Source organism: Brachybacterium sp. GCM10030268 (assembly GCF_042666305.1).
GTDB lineage: Bacteria > Actinomycetota > Actinomycetes > Actinomycetales > Dermabacteraceae > Brachybacterium.
Map to the genome: position 1 here is coordinate 154669 of NZ_JBHTCW010000006.1, position 19804 is coordinate 174472.

A 19804-nucleotide genomic window follows, 5' to 3' on the forward strand; every position below is an offset into this window, starting at 1 on the left:
AAGGAGCCGAGACGATGCTGCCACTGCTCGCTGAGCTGGCCGGGGATCCGGCGACCACGATGCTGCTGGCCGACGGGGACTCCCGGGTCATCGGCCTGTCCTTCCCGTTCCTGGCGGGGCCGGCCGTGTTCGCCGCGGTCTACGGCGGCATCTACCGCTACTACCGCAACACCGACAAGCGCCACCACTTCGAGAAGGAGACCGAGGTCTCCGTCGGCAACCTCAAGCAGCGCGACGCGAAGGTCGGCACCAACAACCGCCAGAAGTCCCGCACCATGAGCGGGAACAACTCCACCGACCACCTCAAGAGGGTCCGCCGGATCACGGTGGACTGAGATGGGCTCTCCCTCGGCGCGCGCCCTGCTGATCACCGGTGCCGTCGGCGTCGGCAAGACCACGGTGACCGACGCCGTCGGCAGCGAACTCGCCCGCCGCGGCGTGCCCGGGGCGGGAATCGACCTGGACGGGCTGCGGCGCTGCTGGCCCGCTCCCGACGGCGACCGCTTCCACGGCCGGCTCGAGCTGGCGAACCTGCGCGCCGTCTCCGTGAACTACCGGGACGCCGGGGCGCGAGTGCTGGTCGCCGCCGGCGTGCTCGAGCGTCGCGCGGACCGGACGCACTACGAGGACGCGATGGGGTGCCCGTTGACGGTGGTGCGGCTGCAGGCGCCGCGTGACCTGGTCCGTGCCCGGCTGCACCGGCGCCACGAGCTCGACCCGGACGGCCTGGACTGGCATCTGGAGCGTTTCGACGAGCTCACCGAGATCCTCGACGCCGCCCACGTGGAGGACGTCTCCGTTCCCGTCGCCGCGACTCCCGAGCAGACAGCGCGGGCGGTGCTGAGCGCCGTCGGTCTCTGAGCCGGCGGCCCGAAGCCGTCACTGCCCGGTGGGCTCGGCCCTCGGCAGCAGCATCGTCGAGAAGTCGTGCTCGCCGTGGTCGGCGGCGATCTCCGCCTCCAGGGAGGCCAGCGCCCCGCGCAGTGCGGGCAGATCGGAGCCGGGTCGTGCGGGCCCGTCGGCCGACGCGGAGGTGACCGTGTCGATCATGAGCCGGGTGTCCTTGGCGATCGCATTCGCGGAGAAGTCTCCACCCTCGGTGCTGCGTTCCCCGCGCACGAACGGGCCCTTCATCCCGGCGATGACCGCGAGCCCGGTCGAGCCGAGCATCTCGAGGGTCTCCTCGTCCGTGGCGCCCGCCGCCTCTCCCAGGGCCAGTGCTTCGCGCAGTCCCTGCGCTGTCACCGCGAGCGCCAGGTTCGCCAGCAGCTTGCCGGTGGCGGCCCGGCGACCGGACTCGACGCCGTGCAGGCGCTCCGGGTCCGCCCACGGCGCCACCAGCTCCGTGACCTGCGCGCGCAGCGCGTCGTCCGGGGTGCCGACGTAGACGCCGAGGGTGCCGTTGCGGGCGGGGCCCAGGGTGCCCAGGATCGGCACGGCCACGTAGGTGGGGACGGCCGCGGCGAACTCGTCGGCGTCAGCGGGGGAGACGGTGGTGGTGTCCACCCAGGGGACGCCCGCCGGGATCAGACCGGGGCCGGTCACGGTCTCGCGGACGGTGTCGGGACCGAACAGCGCGGTGATCACGACCTCGGCTCCGTCGACCGCCTCCGACGGGCTCTCGGCCACCGCGGCCCCGGCGTCGGCGAGGCGGGCGGTCTTCTCCCGCGTGCGGTTCCAGACGGTGAGCTGATGATCGGGGATCAGGTGGAGGGCCAGTTCGGTGCCCATACGGCCGGTGCCCAGGAACGCGATTCTCATGCGTCCAGTCTGGCACTGCGATCCCGGCGCTGTCAGGGGCGGCTGCGTCTCTCGCCGGTGGGCGGATGGCCGACCGGAGGGTCACGGCAGGAGGCCGGTCGAAGGCCTCAGGGGAAGGGTCGTCGCCGTCGTCGGTCCGGAGGTCCGGCGGGATCCGCGCGGGCCCGTCGGAGACCCGCCGGGACACGCGCATGTCTATCTGACACGAAGCAGCGACCTGAAGACGGGGAAAACGCCCTGTCCAGGGGCGTTTCCGTCCGAGCGGGAGGCTGGATGAGGAGGAGTGATCGTCCACATCAGGTGTCGCTCGCGCGGACCAGCATGCACAATGGAGACCATGACACCGCGCATGAGCCGACGCCGAGCGATCGCCGCAGCCGCCGCGGCAGGCCTCAGCCTGCCGGCAGCTACTGCCTACGCTGGGCAGCAGCCGGCCCGTCGCGGCGAGCGCATCGAGCAGCTGCGGGTGGCCACCTACAACGCCTCGCTGAACCGGGCTGCCGCCGGAGAGCTCCTGGCGGACCTGGAGACCGGCGAGGACGAGCAGATCCGCGCGGTCGCCGAGGTCATCCAGACCAACAATCCCGATGTGCTGCTGATCAACGAGTTCGATCACGACGATCAGCAGCAGGGAATCGATCTCTTCCGCAGCAACTACCTCGAGGTCGGCCAGAACGGGCGCACCCCGGTCTACTACCCCTACGCCTTCACCGCTCCGGTCAACACCGGGGTCGCCAGCGGGTACGACCTCAACGCCGACGGCACCGTCGGCGGCCCGGACGACGCATGGGGCTTCGGTGAGTTCCCCGGCCAGTACGGGATGGTCATCCTCTCCCGCCACCCGATCCTCACCGACCAGGTGCGCACCTTCCAGAATCTCCGCTGGGCCGACATGCCGAGCAACCTGCTGCCCACCGAGTTCTACGGCGAAGAGGTCGCCGCCGAGCTGCGTCTGAGCTCCAAGTCCCATTGGGACGTGCCGGTGCGGGTCGGCAACTCGACGCTGCACGTGCTCGCGGCGCACCCGACGCCGCCGAGCTTCGACGGTCCGGAGAAGCGCAATCAGCGCCGCAACAGCGATGAGATCCGCCTGTGGGCCGACTATCTCAGCCCCGGCAGCCGTTCGCAGTGGATCGTGGACGATGAGGGCAAACGCGGAGGCCTCGCCCCGCAGGAGAAGTTCGTGATCCTGGGCGACTACAACTCCGATCCGGCCGACGGCGATTCCTGGCCGGGCGCTATCGACCAGCTGCTCTCGCATCCCCGCATCCATGATCCGAAGCCGCGCAGCAGCGGGGCGGTCGAGGCCGCCGAGCTGCAGGGTGGGGCGAACGCTGGCCACTCCAGTGACCCTCAGTTCGACACCGCCGACTTCTCGGACGACCCGAGCCCGGGCAACCTGCGCGTCGACTACGTCCTGCCGGAGAAGAACCTCCAGGTCGTCTCCTCCGCCGTGTTCTGGCCCGAGCAGGGTGCGCCCGGCAGCGAGCTGACCGGTGAATACCCCTTCCCCACCTCGGACCACCGCCTGGTGCGCCTCGACATCCAGGTGCGTTCCTGAGCTGACACACCACGGGCCGCCGCTCCATGGCTCGGCCCGCGCACGGAGGATCTGCGGCATGGCACCTGCGCTCGACCCCATCATCGACGTCGCCCAGCTCCACGAGCTCCTCGACCGGGGCGCGGACCAGGGCCGTCCCGTCCACCTGCTCGACGTGCGGTGGGCACTCGACGGTTCCAAGGGCCACCACACCTACCTCGAGGGGCATCTGCCCGGGGCCGTGTACATCGACCTCGATACCGAGCTGTCAGCACCTCCCCGGCCCGACGCCGGCCGCCATCCGCTGCCCGACCCGGAGGACTTCGCGGCCTCGCTGCGCCGCGCCGGCGTGACGGCGGACTCCGTGGTGATCGGCTACGACGACTCCGGCGGCGCCCCCGCCGGACGCCTGGTGTGGATGCTGCGCGCCCTCGGCCATGAGGCGGCCATGCTCGACGGCGGCCTGGCCGCCTGGGACGGCGAGCTGAGCACCGCCGACGAGCACCCTGCGCCCGGCGACGTGCCGGCACGCCCGTGGCCGGCCGACGCGATCGCCACCGCCGACGAGGTCGCTGCCGGAGGCTCCGTGGTCATCGACGCCCGGCCCGCCGAGCGCTACCGCGGCGACAGCGAGCCCATCGACCCCCGCGCCGGGCACATCCCGGGCGCGGTGAACCTGCCCTTCACCGGGAACCTCGGGGAGGACGGGCGCTTCCTGCCGCCCGAGGACCTCGCCGAGCGGTACACCGCGGCGGGAGTGCGGCCCGAGGGTGAGGCCATCGTCTACTGCGGCTCCGGCGTGAACGCCACCCACGATGTCCTCGCCCTGCAGCGCGCCGGATTCGGGAAGGTGCGGATGTTCCCCGGCTCCTGGTCGCAGTGGAGCGCCGACGACTCTCGTCCGGTCGCCACGGGGCCGAATCCCTGACCCGCGGATGTGCTCCGAGCTTTCAGGCTCCTCTGCGCGCGAAGACCATCGCTCCCGGTATCTCGTCGTCCGGTCGCAGGAGCAGCTCGGCCTCGATCGTGAACCCGGCGTCCCGCAACCACCCAGAGACGCGGCTCAGCGGGCGGTGGTGGCTGTCCACGGAGATCTGACGGCCCGTGTAGCCCTGTGAGGAGTGGTGCGTCCCCTCGCCCACGTGGAAGCCGACCAGCAGCGGGCCGGCCGGGCGCAGCACTCGGCGGAACTGCGCGAACACGCCGGGGACAGCGTGATCGGGAATATGGATCACGGACCAGAACGCCACGAGACCGGCCATGGATTCCTCGCTCAGCGCCAGATCGGTCATCGAACCCACCTCGAACCGCAGATGCGGGTATCGGTGCCGGGCGATATCGACCATCGCGGGGGAGAGATCGATGCCGACGGTGTCGATCCCGAGGCGGTGAAGATGGTCGGTGACGTAGCCCGGCCCGCAACCGATGTCGGCCACGGTCCCGCTCCCGCTCTCGCGCACCGATTCGGCGAACATCGCCAGGCCTCCGCGCAGATGGGGCCGTCGCTGCAGCAGACCGTCGACGGTGCGCGCATAGCCGGTCGCATCGGCGTCGTAGGAGGCGCGGGTCTCGGACAGCCAGCTCTCGGGCATGGGCGTCACAGTAGCTGCCCGTGCCAGGCGCTGAACGAGTCGGGCGTTCTCCGGGACGGCTTGCGGGCGCGCCGGGCGCTCACGTGCCCGGGTGGATCTCCCGGATCGCCTCGATGATGGCGAGGTGGCGGCGGCGCCGGGCCGTACGGTCCGCCGCGCTCGCGTCCTCCCCGAGCACCGCGGCCCAGATGGGCACCATCTCCTCGTGGTAGGAGTGGCCGTGGCCGCCGGTGACCTTGATCGACAGCGGCATGTCGGCGGCGATCTGCCAGAACGTGATCCACGGGAACCAGCGCATGGCGGGGGTGACGTCGTGACCCACGCGCTCCTGCAGCCAGGCCGGTTCCTCCCACAGCAGGGACGGCCGCCAGGCGACCACCGGATCCGACGGGTGCTGGGCGTAGACCACGCGCGGGCGCTGCCACGGCTCGTACAACCCGCCCCAGTAGTTGTGCTCGAGGTCGCGCGGGCGGGTGACCACGCGGATGTGCCGGCCGTTGTCCAGGATCGGGGCGATCGCCGGGGCACCCCGTCGGCCGCGCTCGGTGATCTCGCGGTAGATCGGCGTGAAGCTGGGTGTGCCCGTCCAGACCGCGCCGTCGACCTTGGCCAGCATGTCCTGGACATCGCGGAACGCCGCGTGGCCGCCGACGGAGCCCAGGGACTCCCCGGCCACGAACAGCCGCGGCCGGGACTCCTCGGGCATCTGATCCAGACGGCGGCGCACCGCATGGAACAGCAGGTGGCCGGCGCGCTGCGGGGAGCGCCCGTCGAGCAGATAGCTCAGCGCACTGGTGTAGACCGAGTACTGCAGGGAAGCGGTCGCACAGTTCCCGCCGGTGAGGAACTCGATGGCCGACAGCGACCACTCCTGCAGCCAGCCCGTACCGGTCCCGGTGAACAGCACCAGCACGTCCCGGTCCCAGGCGCCGGTGCGGTCCAGCTCGGCGAGCACGGCGTCGACGGTCTGCTCGAGGGTGCGGGTCGAGGATTTCCCGGCGTAGACCCGGATCGGCTCCATGGCCTCCTGGCCGGTGGTCCGCGCAATGTAGTCCGCGCCCGCACCGGCCGAGACGATCTTGCGGCCCGGAGCCCCCAGGGACTGCCAGGACTCCAGCGAGTCCGGGCTGCCCGAGCGCAGGGGTGAGGTGGGGCGGGGCACGTCGGGGGAGATCAGACGGTTCGCCGCCTCGGCACTCTCGATCATCTGCTCGAGCAGCCGGCCGCGGATGATCCGTTCTGCGAGCGCCGTGACGGTCGCGGCCGTCAGCATCAGGGAGACTGCGCCCACGGTCCGCGCGGGCAGGTAGGGCCGCAGCAGCGCCCGGTAGAGGTGGGCGGTCGCGATCACGGCGCGCACCGTCACCAGGGTCCCGAACGAGGCGGAGAGCCCCCCGATCGTGCCGACGATGTGCGTGGCGAGGTTCTTGGGCTCCTGCTGGACGAGATGGCTGATCTCCCGCTGGCGGAGCACCCCGCGCACCCATGAATAGGCGGAGATGCCGATCAGGGCCGCGGCGCCCAGACCGCGGGCCCGACGCCGACGGTCCTCTGCGATCTCCACGTGCAGGCCGATCTCGGAGGCGGCCCGCAGCACCAGCCGCTCGGTCAGCACGCCGGTCGCGTAGCCGTAGATCTGAGAGAAGCCGATGTTGGCCGTCCACATCCACCAGGTCCGCGGCAGCAGGCTCGGGGAGGTGGAGATCCATCCGGTGATCGAGGCCCCGAGGAACCCGCCGGTGGACAGCGGGCGGCTCATCGCGGCCCGCCGCATCCGTCGGCCGGTCCTCCTGGTGGCCCCCCGCACGACGTCCGCGGCGCCACCGAGGACCGCCGAGAGGGCCGACACGGACGATGCGGAGCCAGATCCCATGGGGGCAGGGTATCGAACCCGGGCCGGGACGGCAGGGGCGCGACGGCCCGGGCACGCCGTAGCCTGTGGCCATGAAGATCCTGCTGCCAGACACCATCCCGCTGGACCCCGCCCTGCCGGAGGGCTGGGAGTCCGCCGTTATCGACGCCCGCGCCGAGATCCCCGCCGAGCACCACGATGCCGATGTGCTCGTGGTCTGGGGCTCCTCCCGCAGGAACCTGAGCTCCGCCGCGGAGAACCTCGGGCAGCTGAAGCTGGTCCAGTCCCTCTCCGCGGGGGTGGACGGGATCCTCGCCGCGGGCTTCCCGGAGGACGTCGTCATCGCCTCCGGAGCAGGCCTGCACTCGCTGACGGTCAGCGAGCACGCCCTCGCGCTGCTGCTGAGCCTGCTGCGCCGTCTGCCCGAGGCCGCCGAGGCCCAGGCCCGCCACGAGTGGTCCCGGGAGCTGGGCGGGCTGCAGCCGCTGCACCCCGAAGGGCGCATCACCTCCCTGATCGGTGCGCGGGTGCTGATCTGGGGCTTCGGCCAGATCGGTCAGAACCTCGCCCCGACCCTCGCGGCGCTGGGCGCCGAGGTGCGCGGCGCCGCCCGCAGCGCGGGGACCCGGGCCGGTTTCGGGGTCATCGCCGACGAGGACGTGCTGGACGCGCTCCCGGAGGTCGACGTGCTCATCGACATCCTCCCGTCCACCGAGCAGACCGCCGGCGCCATCGGCCGCGAGGTCCTCGCGGCCCTGCCCGACCACGCCGTGCTGATCAACGTCGGTCGCGGCACCACGGTCGACCAGGCCGCGCTGCGCGAGGCGCTGGAGGCCGGAACCCTGGGCAGTGCCGGCCTCGACGTGACCGACCCGGAGCCGCTGCCGGCCGACGACCCGCTGTGGGACGCCCCGCGGCTGCTGATCACCCCGCACGGAGCGGGCGGCCGCCCGGTGGGAGCCGACGAGCGGATCCGCGACAACGTGCGCGCCCTCGTGGAAGGCACCGAGATCCAGCACGTCGCCTCGCGCTGAGCGCGCCGGCGCTCACTCGGCGAGGCCGCGCGCCAGCCCCGCCACGGCCCGGGCGGAGATCTCCGCGACCAGGTCGATCTCGAGATGGAACTGCTGGCCCGCGGCCGGGCCGCACAGGTCCGAGACGGCCCGCAGGGCGACGAACGGCACCCCCAGCTGGGACGCGGTGCGGGCGCTCGCGGTGGTCTCCATGTCGGCGCTCAGCGCCGCGGGGAACCGCTGGCGCATGGGCTCCGCCAGGGGAGCGGTGACGAAGGCGTCCCCGGTCAGCATCAGCCCGCGACGGACGCCCGGGTCGCCCGGATCCTTCCGGGCCGCCTGCTCTGCCGCGTCGACCCAGCCGGGCTCGGCGAGGAAGCGCTCGGGCCCACCGGGCAGCTGCCCCGGGGCGTAGCCGAACGCGGTGGCGTCGGCGATCGAGTACGTGAAGGACTCGCCCACGATCACCGTGCCGACCTCGACGTCGGGCGCGAGCCCGCCGCAGGACCCCGCGGCGACCACGGCCCGAGGCCGGTGGGAGAGGATCCCCCAGGTCGCGGCGGCGGTTGCGGCCGCGACGCCGATGCCCGTGGTCACCACCACGGTGTCCAGACCCTCCAGCGTGCCGCGCACCGCAGCGACGCCCCCGGTGAACGGTGTCGGCAGCTCGCGGGGCCCGGCGAGGCGGGCCGTGACGGGACTCGCCTCCTCCGGCATGGCCGTGAGCACCAGCAGCGGCCCGGTCGGATCACAGGAGGTCGTCATGACGGCAGGTTACCCGGCTGCCGGCCGGCACCCGCACCGGGCGCGGGAGCGGGGCTGCGGCCCGTTCGTTAGGCTGGCACCATCCGCAGCGAGGCGACCTCCGGGTCGCAGGTAGGAGGCAGTCATGGGTCGCGTCCGAGATGCAGTGGTGACAGGAGTCCGCGCGGTGCGTCGCATCCCGATCCCGTCGACGGTGTCCCATCAGGCGCTGCGGGAGGCCCGCCGCCCCCAGCCCCCGGCCCCGGTGCAGAAGGCCCACGCCGTCGAGAACGAGATGATCGGGCGCACGCGCACCGTGTGGCTCGACGGGCATCGCGCCGACAAGGGCATCATCGTCTTCCTCCACGGCGGCGGCTACGTCTCCGGTCCCTTCGTCAGCGACTGGGCGTGGCTCTCCCGCCAGGTCGACGACCACGGCTGCGCCGGGCTGATGGTCGACTACCGCAACGCCCCGGACCACCAGCACCCGGTCGCCCTCGATGACGCCGAGGCCGTGCTCACCTCTCTGGTCTCCGACGGTCGGCTCGCCGGGCAGCCGTGGGTGCTGGCCGGTCAGCACGCCGGCGGGGGACTGGCCTTCGCGATCGCCCGGCGTCTGCGCGAGCGCAGCGAGATCCCGGCACCGGCCGCGCTCGTGGCGATGTCCCCGTGGCTGGACCTCGAGCTGACCAACGCCGGCATCACCGAGACCGACCAGGTCGACCCCGTCCATGAGCGTCGCCTGCTGCGCGATGCCGCGCGACGCTATGCCGGCCGCGCCCGGCTGGATGACCCGGATCTCTCACCGATCAACGCGAGCCTGGAGGGTCTCCCGCCGGTCCACCTCAGCGTGGGCATGCGCGACCTGTTCCTCTCCGACGTGCGCGTGGCCCGGCTGCAGCTGGAGGAGAACGGGCTGGACCTGTCCTACCGCGAGATCAGCGGTCGCCTGGGGCTGCAGCTGATCCCGCGCCGGGGTGAGGACATCGAACGTCTCCACCGTGAGCAATCCGACCTCATCGGCAGGGCGCTCGGCTCCGCCTGAGCCCGCGCTCCGGTTCTGGGCGAGCATCCGGCCGTCCGCCGGTGCCGGCCGGCCCAAGCGCCGGTCGGCCGCTCGAGGCCTGGGCCCCTCGAGGCACTCGTGCCCCTTGACGAGCTCGGCCCCTCGGGGCCGGTCAGCTCTCGACGATGACGAGAGCCGCACCCGCCTGGCGGGGGCTCCAGCGGCGCGTCGGCACCGCCTGGATGATGCCCGCGATCAGCAGGGCGTGGCCGACCATGTAGGTCGCCATCACCCACACCGCGCTGTAGGCGATCGCCGCGCCCGGCAGGAACCAGTCCATCGCCAGCAGCGAGCTGGAGAGCATGAACAACGTGCCTCCGGTCCAGGTCAGCCCGTTGCCACCGGCGGACAGGAAAGCCATCGTCACCAGGGCCAGCCCGTAGACGGCCACCACGGGCAGCATGGGGCCGGCGCCATCCGCGCATGCGACGAACAACCCGATCATGACGCCGCCGTAGGGGATCGCCAGGGCGATGCGCAGGGTGTCCTTGGTGCGATTCCACATCGGGGCCAGCGCCACGGCGTAGCAGACCAGGGCCAGCAGGAAGCAGCCCACCGAGATCTGCTGGACCGCCTGCGGCGCCAGCTGGCTGAGACTGTCGCCCACCCAGGCGAACACCAGCCCGATCACCATCATCGTGGTGCTGCGCGTGCGATGCGGGATCGCTGTCAGCAGCACTGCGATCAGCAGCGGCGCGAGTATCGACTGCGTGCTGCGCCGCAGGAGCTCGGAGTCCGCCAGCAGGGCGAGGAGGTGCACCCCCGCGGTCAGGGCATACGCCACCCACAGCACGAGGTGGGCGGTTCGGATCGGCGGCACTGTTCCAGGTTAGAAACCCGGGAGGCTCCGGACCAGGAATATGACGAACGGTAGGGGCACGTTTAGGTAACGTCCTGACGCATTCGGGGCACAGGCCGACGGGGACGCCGTTTTCGAGCCGGGGACCCGCCCCGACCTGCACCGGAACCGGATGGAATTGCTGTCGGGTGTCCGGAAAGTATGTGCTCGTGGACGCGGTTTTCTCGCTCCGTGGATGCCGCGGCCACCGAAGCGCCGAGCCCCGCCCCCGCTGCACTCGGGAGCGGGAGGCGCGCCGCGGTTCACATCTGCTGGGGCGCGTTGACTCCGAGCGCTTCGAGGCCCTCGACGAGGACGCGCTCGGTCAGCCGCGCGAGCGCGAGCCGGCCGGCACGGATCTCGTCGTCGGGCTCCGGGAGGATGGGCGAGGCGTCGTAGAAGGACGTGAACGCCTGGGCGAGGGAGAAGAGGTACCCGCACAGCCGGTGCGGCTCGTACTCCGCGCCGACCTGGGCCAGGGTCTGCCCGAAGTCCAGCAGCTGCAGGGCCAGGGCCCGCTCCGCGTCGTTCTCGACGTGCGGCTTCGCGCCGCCGGTCACGCCCTGGGCCTCGGCCTTGCGGCTGATCGAGCGGATCCGCGCCACCGCGTACTGCAGGTACGGCGCCGTGTTGCCGGTCAGGGCGAGCATCCGGTCGAGGTCGAAGGTGTAGTCCGAATCGTGCGCCGTCGAGAGGTCCGCGTACTTGACCCCGCCGATGCCGATGTCGTGGGCGATCCGGCCCCGCTCGTCCTCGGGGAGGTCCGGGCGCAGCTCGTCGATGACGGTGCGGGCGGTGGCCACGGCCTCCTCGAGCAGTGCCATCAGGCGCAGCGAGGAGCCGGAGCGCGTGCGCAGGATCTTCCCGTCGCTGCCGAGCACGGACCCGATCTTGACGTGAGTCGCCTCGACGCTCTCGGGCAGCCAGCCGGCCTCGCGCGCGGCGGTGAAGACCATCTGGAAGTGCAGCTCCTGGGCGGAGCCGACGACGTAGGCGATACGGTCCGCACCCAGGTCGCGCACGCGGTGGCGGACCGCGGCGAGATCCGTGGTGGCGTAGCCGTAGCCGCCGTCGGACTTGCGGATGATCAGCGGCAGCGGCTGCTCGTCGCGGCCGGTGAAGCCGGCGGGGAACACGCACAGCGCGCCGTCGGAGATCCGGGCGATCCCGTCGTTCTCGAGGTCCTTGCAGACGATCTCGAGCTGCGGGTTGTACGTGGACTCCCCGGCGAGGTGCTCGTCTCGCAGGGTCACGTCGAGCATGTCGTAGATGCGATGGAAGTACTGCTTGGACAGTTCCACCAGATGCGTCCAGATCCGCAGGGACTCCTCGTCACCGGACTGCAGGGTGGCCACCCGGCGGCGGGCACGGGCGGCGAAGTTCTCCCCGTCGGCCGCAGCAGCCCCGGAGGCGCCGGTCGAGGTCTCCGCCTCGGCGGCGTCGAACTTGGCGCGGGCCGCCTGGTAGAAGGCGTTGGGGTCGGTGGTCAGCAGGCCGGCCTCGGCACTGTCCTCGCCGACGTCCAGCAGGTGCTCGATGAGCATGCCGAAGGGGGTGCCCCAGTCGCCGATGTGGTTCTGGCGGACGACGGTGTGGCCCTGCTTCTCCAGCGTGCGGGCGATGCTGTCACCGACCACCGTGGTGCGCAGGTGACCGACGTGCATCTCCTTGGCGACGTTCGGCGCCGAGTAGTCGACCACGACCGTCTGCGGCTGCTCGGGGGAGGGGATGCCGAGGCGGTCGTCGGTGGCGAGCTCCGCGGCCTGGGCGCCGATCCACTCCGTGCGCAGGCGGATGTTCAGGAAGCCCGGCCCGGCGATCTCGGGGGTCTCGGCGATGTCCTCGAGGTCCACGGCGGCGAGGATCTCGGTCGCGATGTCGCGCGGCTTCTTCCCCAGGCGCTTGGCCAGGCCCATCGCGGCGTTGCACTGGAAGTCCGCGAACTGGGAGGGACGGATGATCGGGTCCGCGTCGGCGTACTCGGGCCCGAAGGCGGCGGCGAAGGCGGACTGGAAACGCTCGGTCAGCGCGATCTCGGGAGCAGGCATGCGACCAGGGTAGCGGCGGTGAGGTCATCCCCCTGGTCGCGATGACGTCCGGTGCCTAGGCTGACGCCATGCGCACCCTCATCACCCTGATCCTGAACCTCATCTGGCTCCTGACCGCCGGCTGGTCCCTCTTCCTCGGCTACGTGCTGGCCGGGGTCCTCGCCTGCATCTTCATCGTCACCATCCCCTTCGGCCTGGCCTCGTTCCGCATCGCGGGCTTCGTCATCTGGCCGTTCGGACGTGAGGTGATCGACACCCGTCGCGGCGGCGCCGCGAGCGCGATCGGCAACGTGATCTGGTTCGTCATCGCCGGCTGGTGGCTGGCGATCGGCCACGTGCTGACCGCCGTGGCCCAGGCCATCACCATCATCGGCATCCCCCTGGCGTGGGCGAACATCAAGCTGATCCCGGTGACCTGCTTCCCCTTCGGCAAGGAGATCGTCGACTCGGAGTCGGCCCGGGCCGCCATGCTGCCCACCACGCGCTGACCGCCGCCGTGAATCCTCTGTTCCGGGCGGTGCTGCGCCTGTTCGCCGCGCCCCGGCTCGACATGCGCGAGGACTACCAGTGCGTGCGACGGATCCAGCGCCGGCTGGCCTCACTGCCCGGGCCGCGGTACCGCACCGCCTGGGAGACGCTCTCGGGCAACTCTGCTGACACCGGCGGCAGCGGCGATCAGGTGCCGGTACGGGTCTTCCCGCCGAAGGAGAAGCTGCACGAGGACGTGCTGCTGTTCTTCCACGGCGGCGGCTGGGTCACCGGCGACATCGAGAGCTACACCCCGGCGTGCGCCACCATGGCGGACCTCACCGGCTGCGTGGTGGCCTCCGTGGACTACCGGCTCGCCCCGGAGGACCCGTTCCCAGCGGGCCTGGAGGACTGCTACCGCCTCGCCCATCAGCTGCTGGAGGACCCTGGCCGGCTTGGGCTGGAGGACGCCGACCGGATCGTGCTGGTGGGGGATTCCGCCGGCGGCAACCTGGCCGCCGCCGTCTCGCTGCTGTTGCGAGAGAGGGGCCATCGTGGCGCGAAACGGCAGATCCTGCTGTATCCGGTGACGCACTGGGATCACGACCCCGAGACCTCGCCCTTCGCCTCGGTGCGCCGTCACGGTGAGGACTACCGGCTGACGAACACCGAGGTCCAGGACTACATGGAGCTCTACGTCCCCGATCCCGACCAGCGCCGCCACCGGCTCGTCTCGCCGCTGATGGCCGAGGACCTCAGCGGCCAGCCGGCCACACTGCTGATCACCGCCGAGCGGGACCTGCTGTGCGACGAGGGCGAGGCCTACGGGCGCGCCCTGCAGGAGGCCGGGAACACCGTGCGCCTCCACCGCGTGGACGGGGCGCTGCACGGCTTCATCACCCTGCCTCGCTTCTCCCGTTCCCTGCGCGAGGCCTATGAGGTGATCAACGACTTCCTGCGCGAGCATCCGGCCGACGGGGACGCGCCGGCCGGGGACGCGCCCGCCACCGGCTCCACCGACGGGGACGCGCCCGCCACCGGTTCCGCCGACGCGAGCGCGACCGCGGACGGTCCTGCCGCGGCGGACCCCGTCGGCCCGGAGGACCCGCGGTGAGCCGCAAGGCGTGGGTGCGGCTGGACAACGCCTCGAACATCTTCCTCGCCGCCCGCAGCGAGATCGATCCCAAGGTGTTCCGCATGAGCGCCGAACTCGATCACGACGTGGACCCGCAGCTGCTGCAGGACGCGCTGGATCTGACCTACGACCGCTACCGGCTGTACCACGCGGTGCTGCGGCGCGGCGTGTTCTGGTACTACCTCCAGGACAGCGACCTGCGGCCGGTGGTCTCCGCGGACGACCAGCCCACCTGCGCCCCCATCTACCAGGCCGACCGGCGCACCCTGCTGTTCCGGGTGGTCCACCATCACCGGCGAATCGTCCTGGAGGTCTTCCATGCCCTCTCCGACGGCACCGGCGCCCTGTGGTTCCTCTCCGACTTGGTCGCGGCGTACGTCCGCCTGCGCCACCGCGCTCAGGAGCGCTCCGCCGACGAAGCAGCTGCGGCCGGAGGAGACTCCGTGACAGGTGAACCCGCCGAGGGCGGTCGAAGCCCGGCTCCGGCCCAGGCCGCCGCTGTCGGCCGGGGCGTTCCCGAGCCGGCGCAGGAGCTGACCACCGACTCGTTCGCGCACTACTTCCGCCGACGCCGGCGCCACCACGGCAGCAGGGGCGAGAGCCCGGTCTCCGGCACCGGGAGCGCATCCAGCTCGCGGTCCGACGCCGGTTCCGGCAGCCCGCCCGGCTCCCGGTCCGCCTTCAGCCGGGCGGCGGCGCCGGCTGCGCTGACCGTCGCCGACATGGCACGGCGAGCACCCCGCGCGGCCTGGGAGCGAGGCCGCGCACGAGAACCACGGAAGCGGATCCACCGGGTCCGTGGCACCCGGACGCCGGACAACCGCACCCGCGCGGTCGAGCTGACCATGCCCGCCACACAGGTGCTCGAGCTCGCTCGCGCCGAGAACGTCTCGCTGACGGTGTACCTGACGGCCGTGTTCTTCGAATCCGTGCGCCGGGCCTCGGGCGGTCTCGGCAGGGCCCGCACCCTGGCGGCGTCGGTGCCGGTGAACCTCCGCCAGTTCTTCCCCTCCACCTCGGCGCGGAACTTCTTCGCCACCATCCGGGTCGAGCACACCTACGGCGAGGGGGCCGACGATCTCGGCGCGATCTGCCGGCAGCTGGAGGGCCAGTTCGCCGCGCAAGCCACTCCCGAGGCCCTCGAGGAGAAGCTGCGAGGCTTCATCCGGTTCGAACGCACGCCCGCACTGAGAGCCGTGCCGCGGCCGCTCAAGGACGCCATCCTGCGGGCGGTGAACTGGGGCAGCAATCGCGGTCTCACCGTCGCCGTCTCGAACCTGGGGCGCGTGAGCCTGCCCGAGCCGGCGGAGTCGGAGGTGCGACGGATGCTGTTCCACGTCTCGGCCGTCCGGCCGCAGTTCTGCGCCATGTCCCACGCCGGCCTGCTCACGCTCAGCTTCACCTCGCCCTTCGTCGAGACCGGCCACATCCGCGAGTTCGCCCGGCTGCTCACGAGCGCCGGGGTCGACGTGACCGTCGCCGCGGCGCGGGTGACCGAGGGCGAGCTCTCGGAGGCGGAGCAGAGCGGAGCCGACCTCGCGGAGGCCGCATCATGACGCGGTGCCCCGAATGCCGGATCCACATCGAGGGCGCATGGGACCGGTGCCCGCTGTGTGCGGCGCCCGTCGTCGCCGATGCACCCGTCGGCACCGGAGCGTCCGCCGGTGCCGGTGCCGGTGCCGGTGCCGGTGCCGACGCCGGGGGCGGTGCCGACGCCGTCACGCGCGCGCCGGACAGCCCGTTTCCCGCCGTGCCCCTGCGGTTCTCCCGCCGGCGTGTGCTCCGGGCGCTGTTCCTCACCTCGATCGCCGTCATCATCGCCTCGTTCCTCGCGCAGCTGCTGTTCAGCGCGGAGCTGGGCCGCATGGGAGTGCTGCGTTCGGTGTGGCTGGGCATCAGCGCCATGTGGCTCGTGGTGCTGACGGCGGTGCGCACCCGGCGCAATCTGGCCAAGAGCACCGTGTACTTCGTGGTGCTGGTCGCCCTGGTCTGCGTGTACTGGGACTACCTCACCGGGTGGCACGGCTGGTCGGTGACCTTCGCGGTCCCGATCGTCTGCGCCTCCTCCATCCTCGCGCTGCTGATCACCGTCCGGCTGATGCGGATCGCCGTCGGCGAGCACATCGTCTACAGCGGCCTGACGGTGCTGCTGGGCCTGGCCCCGATCGGGTTCCTCGCCTTCGGGTGGGTGACCACCCCGCTGCCCTCGGCCATCTGCGGCGCGCTGAGCGTGGTCGCCCTGGTGCTGCTCCAGCTCGCCCGCGGGCCGGACGTGCGCCACGAGCTCGCCAAGCGGCTGCACCTGTAGCGCGGTCGCAGCGCGTGCCCCGGGGAGCGGCGCCGGATATGTGTGCTTCGTGACCCGCGGCGCGCCGCGGACGGGTTCGGCCTCTGCGTCCCTAAGATCGAAAGGTCTGTGCGGGCCGGTCAGGGGGCCGCCCCAGCGCACCGGGAACCAGGAGAGCAGGTCAGATGAGCAGGAATCGACGGGGTGAGGAGAACCAGGACGCGGATTGGATCTTCGCGTCGGACGACCCCGGAACCCTGCCCACCGACCGGCTGCCCGACCGCGCGGAGTTCGACCGCTACGCGGCTCCGCTGCTCGCCCAGCGCCACGGCCGTCAGGCCCAGCCGCCGAGCGAGCACGAGACCGTGGACCTCAGCGATCTCGACGCCGAGCAGCTGCGCCGTGCGGGCGCCGAGCCCGACGCGAAGACCGGGGCCATCCCGGCGCTCGATGAGGAGGCCGAATCGGACGGCGTGACCGCGGACGCGGCGACCGGCCCGGCCACGGCCGGCCCGGAAGCGGCCGGTTCGGAGACGACGGGACAGAACGCCGCGGGCCGGGCAGGTGGAGCCGTCCCGGCAGGCAGTGCCGGGGCAGAACCCGCCACCGCTCCGCTGCGGCCTCCGCGCGATGTCTCCTACGCCCGCTCCGGCACCACGCCGAACGCCGAGCACGACGACGTCCCGCCCAACGGGTTCGTGCTGCCGAACCGCTTCAAGGATCTCGGCATCTTCGACGCGCTGCGGGACATACTCGCCCTGATCTGCATGGCCTCGTCCATGACCACGACCTTCACGGTCGCCCACAACTCGCTGGTGGAAGGCGTCGGCAAGGCCGCGATCGGGATCGGCCTGATCGCGCTGGTCGCCGTGCACCTGCTGCGCTGGATCCCGCAGGAACCACCGCTGGGGGCGGTTCGGATGGTGCGGGTGATCGGCCTGCTGCCCGCCCTGCTCGCCGCCGTCGGCGTCGTGCTCGCCGATCTGGTGCTCTCCCTGCCGGTGCTGTTCGCCTCCCTGCCCGAGGGCCCGCCCGTCGGCATCGGGATCGGGGTGCCGCTGCTGCTGCTCGGCGCCGTGATCGGTATCGAGCCCCGCGCCCACGAGGGCTACCTCCCCCAGGCCAGAGCCCGCCGCGCCGCCCGGATCCTGCTGGTCGCAGTGGGCCTGGCCGCCGCCGCGGCCCTGCTGCTCGCGCTGGTGATGATCATCGGCCGCATCGTCACCACCGGCTGGGCCTACTCCCTGATGACCTTCGCCGATGCCATGATCTCCGCGCTGCTGATGGGCATCGTGCTCGCCTCGGCGCTGCTGCGCGAACGCTCCTGGTTCGTGTTCTCCACTGCCGCGGCAGGCGGCCTGGTGATCGCCGCGCTCGCCGACAACACCCTCCAGCTGCAGTTCGCCGCGCCGCTCAGCGTCGCCACCGGCTTCGTGTACCTGCCGTTCCTGTTCACCGCGTTCGGGCTGATGATCTCCCGCTCGTTCGTGCGCACCATGCCGATCTCCTTCCAGCGCGCCGACTGGCTGGTCTACACCGTGCGAGCGTTCGAGTTCAGCGCGATCATGCACGTCGCCGCCGTCGCCTGGCACCTGATGGCCGCGATCGCCGCCACGGCGGGGCAGGGTCGCGGCGGGCCCGTGCTGCACCTGATCGACGCCGGCGTCTGCGTCTGCTTCGTCGCCGTCTCCCTGTTCGCCCGCACCGCCCTGCTGGCACGGCCGGCGGTCATCGCCCGCGCCAGCGGCGTGATCGCGGGCCTCGTCCTCGTCGTGGTCGGCTTCCTCGCCATCATCGTCAACTCCCTGGCGATGGGCGCCGGTGCAGGCCTGGTCACCGGCGGCACGGCCCTTGCCATCGGTATCGCCGCCGCGCTCATGCTCACCGTGCCCGCCCCGGTGCGCGACGAGTTCGGCGCGCCGGACATCGCCCAGATGTTCGCCGACTTCCGCAGCCGCGACACCGGAAGCACCTCGCTGCTCAGCCAGGTGCCGGACGTCGGCGAGGAGACGGCCCGCAAGAAGTCCTTCCCCGGTCACTGACCGCCGGCCGCACCCGGCCCCGATCCCCGTCGGCAGAGACCTGCCGGCCGCGCCCCTCGGCCGTCCGGCCGTCCGTCCTCACCCCGGGAGAAGCATGTTCCGCTGGACCCTGCACGGCAACGGCCGCACCATCGCGCCCGACGCCATCGTCACCCCCGAGCAGCGCCTCGCCTGGCCGCTGACCATCGGCATCGGCGCCCAGCATGTGGTCGCCATGTTCGGTGCGACCTTCTTGGTGCCGCTGCTGACCGGGTTCCCGCCCTCGACCACGCTGCTGTTCAGCGGCATCGGCACGCTGCTGTTCCTGGTCATCACCCGCAACAAGGTGCCCAGCTACCTCGGCTCCTCCTTCGCCTTCATCGCGCCCATCACCGCCTCCACGGCAGCGGACTCCATGGGCGCCGCGCTGGGCGGGGTGATGATCACCGGGCTGCTGCTGGCCGCGCTGGGGCTGCTGGTCTCCCGGGTCGGAACCGGCTGGATCAGCACGCTGATGCCCCCGGTGGTGATGGGCTCCATCGTGGCCCTGATCGGCTTCAACCTCGCCCCGACGGCGTACGAGAACTTCCAGGAATCGGCCGTGACCGCGACCATCACCCTGTTCGCGGTGGTGCTGTGCACCGCCGTGTTCAAGGGCTTGCTGGGCCGGGTGTCCGTCCTGGTCGGCGTGCTCGTCGGCTACGTGGTCGCGGTGCTGCGCGGCGAGGTCGACTTCGCTCCGGTGCGCGAGGCGGCCTGGATCGGCCTGCCCGAGTTCCACCACCCCGAGTTCAACCTGGGCCTGCTGCCGATGTTCCTGCCGGTGGTCCTGGTGCTGCTGGCCGAGAACGTCGGCCACGTGACCAGCGTGGGCCTGATGACCCACCGCAACCTCGATCACATGGTGGGCCGCACGCTGGCCTCCGACGGGCTGGCCACCGCCCTCTCCGCCGGGTTCGGCGGCTCGCCGACGACCACCTACGGCGAGAACATCGGCGTCATGAGCGCCACCCGCGTGTACTCCACCGCCGCGTACTGGGTGGCGGGCGTCGTCGCCATCGGGCTGTCGCTGTCGCCGAAGATCGGTGCCGCCATCTTCACCATCCCGCCGGGCGTGCTCGGCGGGGTCACCTTCGTGCTGTACGGGCTGATCGGCATCGTCGGCGTGCGCATGTGGGTCGACGGCAAGGTCGACTTCTCCCAGCCCAAGAACCAGTTCACCGCGGGCGTCGCGCTCGTGGTGGGCATCGCCAACGTCACCTGGGCCATCGAGGGCATTGAGCTGACCGGCATCGCCCTGGGCACCCTGGCCGCGCTGATCATCTACCACGCCATGAACCAGCTCGGCCGCGCGCGGGGCACCGACGCCGAGCACGTCGGCCCGCAGGTGGCTGAGGCCGGGCGGCAGGACTGACGCGTTCGGCGCACCGGGAGGACCC

The 19804-nt window shown here is 71.9% G+C and carries 18 protein-coding genes; 12 read left to right on the forward strand and 6 right to left on the reverse strand.

Annotation, left to right across the window (positions count from 1 at the left end):
• Nucleotides 1–14: 14 nt before the first annotated feature.
• Entirely contained in the window at nucleotides 15–335 is a 321-nt protein-coding gene (locus ACFQRD_RS10670; RefSeq protein ID WP_377015908.1) for a hypothetical protein, read from the forward strand.
• Between the two features lies 1 nt (nucleotide 336).
• Nucleotides 337–861 (forward strand): hypothetical protein, encoded by a 525-nt coding sequence (locus ACFQRD_RS10675; RefSeq protein WP_377015909.1) that lies wholly within the window; start codon nucleotides 337–339, stop codon nucleotides 859–861.
• An 18-nt stretch (nucleotides 862–879) separates the two neighbouring features.
• Here ACFQRD_RS10675 and ACFQRD_RS10680 read toward each other — a convergent pair whose 3' ends face one another.
• On the reverse strand, nucleotides 880–1761 hold the full coding sequence (locus ACFQRD_RS10680; protein WP_377015911.1) for an NAD(P)-dependent oxidoreductase: 882 nt from the start codon (nucleotides 1759–1761) through the stop codon (nucleotides 880–882).
• Between the two features lie 349 nt (nucleotides 1762–2110).
• On the opposite strand from ACFQRD_RS10680, the gene ACFQRD_RS10685 reads away from it, so the two are divergent.
• On the forward strand, nucleotides 2111–3322 hold the full coding sequence (locus ACFQRD_RS10685; RefSeq protein WP_377015913.1) for an endonuclease/exonuclease/phosphatase family protein: 1212 nt from the start codon (nucleotides 2111–2113) through the stop codon (nucleotides 3320–3322).
• Nucleotides 3323–3380: 58 nt separating this feature from the next.
• The gene (locus tag ACFQRD_RS10690; protein ID WP_377015915.1) at nucleotides 3381–4229 is read left to right on the forward strand and encodes a sulfurtransferase; all 849 of its coding nucleotides are present in this window, start codon (nucleotides 3381–3383) and stop codon (nucleotides 4227–4229) included.
• A gap of 22 nt (nucleotides 4230–4251) precedes the next feature.
• Here ACFQRD_RS10690 and ACFQRD_RS10695 read toward each other — a convergent pair whose 3' ends face one another.
• On the reverse strand, nucleotides 4252–4893 hold the full coding sequence (locus ACFQRD_RS10695; RefSeq protein WP_377015917.1) for a class I SAM-dependent DNA methyltransferase: 642 nt from the start codon (nucleotides 4891–4893) through the stop codon (nucleotides 4252–4254).
• Between the two features lie 79 nt (nucleotides 4894–4972).
• Nucleotides 4973–6766, reverse strand: coding sequence for an alpha/beta hydrolase (locus ACFQRD_RS10700; RefSeq protein ID WP_377015919.1), 1794 nt, complete (start codon nucleotides 6764–6766; stop codon nucleotides 4973–4975).
• 71 nt (nucleotides 6767–6837) lie between these two features.
• On the opposite strand from ACFQRD_RS10700, the gene ACFQRD_RS10705 reads away from it, so the two are divergent.
• On the forward strand, nucleotides 6838–7779 hold the full coding sequence (locus ACFQRD_RS10705) for an NAD(P)-dependent oxidoreductase (RefSeq protein ID WP_377015921.1): 942 nt from the start codon (nucleotides 6838–6840) through the stop codon (nucleotides 7777–7779).
• Between the two features lie 12 nt (nucleotides 7780–7791).
• Here the strand turns inward: ACFQRD_RS10705 and mtnN are convergent, their stop codons facing one another.
• Nucleotides 7792–8523 (reverse strand): 5'-methylthioadenosine/S-adenosylhomocysteine nucleosidase, encoded by a 732-nt coding sequence (gene mtnN / locus ACFQRD_RS10710; protein ID WP_377015923.1) that lies wholly within the window; start codon nucleotides 8521–8523, stop codon nucleotides 7792–7794.
• 124 nt (nucleotides 8524–8647) lie between these two features.
• Here mtnN and ACFQRD_RS10715 point away from each other — a divergent pair, with 124 nt between their 5' ends.
• A complete protein-coding gene (locus tag ACFQRD_RS10715) occupies nucleotides 8648–9547 on the forward strand; it encodes an alpha/beta hydrolase fold domain-containing protein (protein ID WP_377015925.1) in 900 nt (299 codons plus the stop codon).
• A gap of 133 nt (nucleotides 9548–9680) precedes the next feature.
• On the opposite strand, the gene ACFQRD_RS10720 is transcribed toward ACFQRD_RS10715, so the two are convergent.
• Both ACFQRD_RS10720 and argS read right to left on the reverse strand, forming a co-directional pair.
• The gene (locus ACFQRD_RS10720; protein ID WP_377015927.1) at nucleotides 9681–10388 is read right to left on the reverse strand and encodes a lysoplasmalogenase family protein; all 708 of its coding nucleotides are present in this window, start codon (nucleotides 10386–10388) and stop codon (nucleotides 9681–9683) included.
• A gap of 281 nt (nucleotides 10389–10669) precedes the next feature.
• Nucleotides 10670–12454: an arginine--tRNA ligase gene (gene argS, locus ACFQRD_RS10725; RefSeq protein WP_377015929.1), complete on the reverse strand. Its 1785-nt coding sequence runs from the start codon at nucleotides 12452–12454 to the stop codon at nucleotides 10670–10672.
• Nucleotides 12455–12522: 68 nt separating this feature from the next.
• Here argS and ACFQRD_RS10730 point away from each other — a divergent pair, with 68 nt between their 5' ends.
• The 6 genes from ACFQRD_RS10730 (at nucleotide 12523) to ACFQRD_RS10755 (ending at nucleotide 19779) form a co-directional block, all read left to right on the forward strand.
• Nucleotides 12523–12942 carry a YccF domain-containing protein gene (locus ACFQRD_RS10730; protein ID WP_377015931.1) on the forward strand — a complete coding sequence of 140 codons (420 nt, stop codon included), beginning with the start codon at nucleotides 12523–12525 and terminating at the stop codon, nucleotides 12940–12942.
• An 8-nt stretch (nucleotides 12943–12950) separates the two neighbouring features.
• Complete coding sequence (locus ACFQRD_RS10735; RefSeq protein ID WP_377015933.1) at nucleotides 12951–14036, forward strand: alpha/beta hydrolase; 1086 nt, start codon at nucleotides 12951–12953, stop codon at nucleotides 14034–14036.
• Nucleotides 14033–15613: an alcohol acetyltransferase gene (locus tag ACFQRD_RS10740; protein ID WP_377015935.1), complete on the forward strand. Its 1581-nt coding sequence runs from the start codon at nucleotides 14033–14035 to the stop codon at nucleotides 15611–15613. Before ACFQRD_RS10735 ends, ACFQRD_RS10740 begins: the two co-directional genes overlap by 4 nt.
• Nucleotides 15610–16365, forward strand: coding sequence for a DUF6320 domain-containing protein (locus ACFQRD_RS10745; RefSeq protein ID WP_377015937.1), 756 nt, complete (start codon nucleotides 15610–15612; stop codon nucleotides 16363–16365). Before ACFQRD_RS10740 ends, ACFQRD_RS10745 begins: the two co-directional genes overlap by 4 nt.
• A gap of 164 nt (nucleotides 16366–16529) precedes the next feature.
• Nucleotides 16530–18386, forward strand: a complete 1857-nt coding sequence (locus ACFQRD_RS10750; RefSeq protein ID WP_377015939.1) for a hypothetical protein — start codon at nucleotides 16530–16532, stop codon at nucleotides 18384–18386.
• 94 nt (nucleotides 18387–18480) lie between these two features.
• The gene (locus ACFQRD_RS10755; RefSeq protein ID WP_377015941.1) at nucleotides 18481–19779 is read left to right on the forward strand and encodes a uracil-xanthine permease family protein; all 1299 of its coding nucleotides are present in this window, start codon (nucleotides 18481–18483) and stop codon (nucleotides 19777–19779) included.
• The last annotated feature ends 25 nt before the right edge of the window (nucleotides 19780–19804 follow it).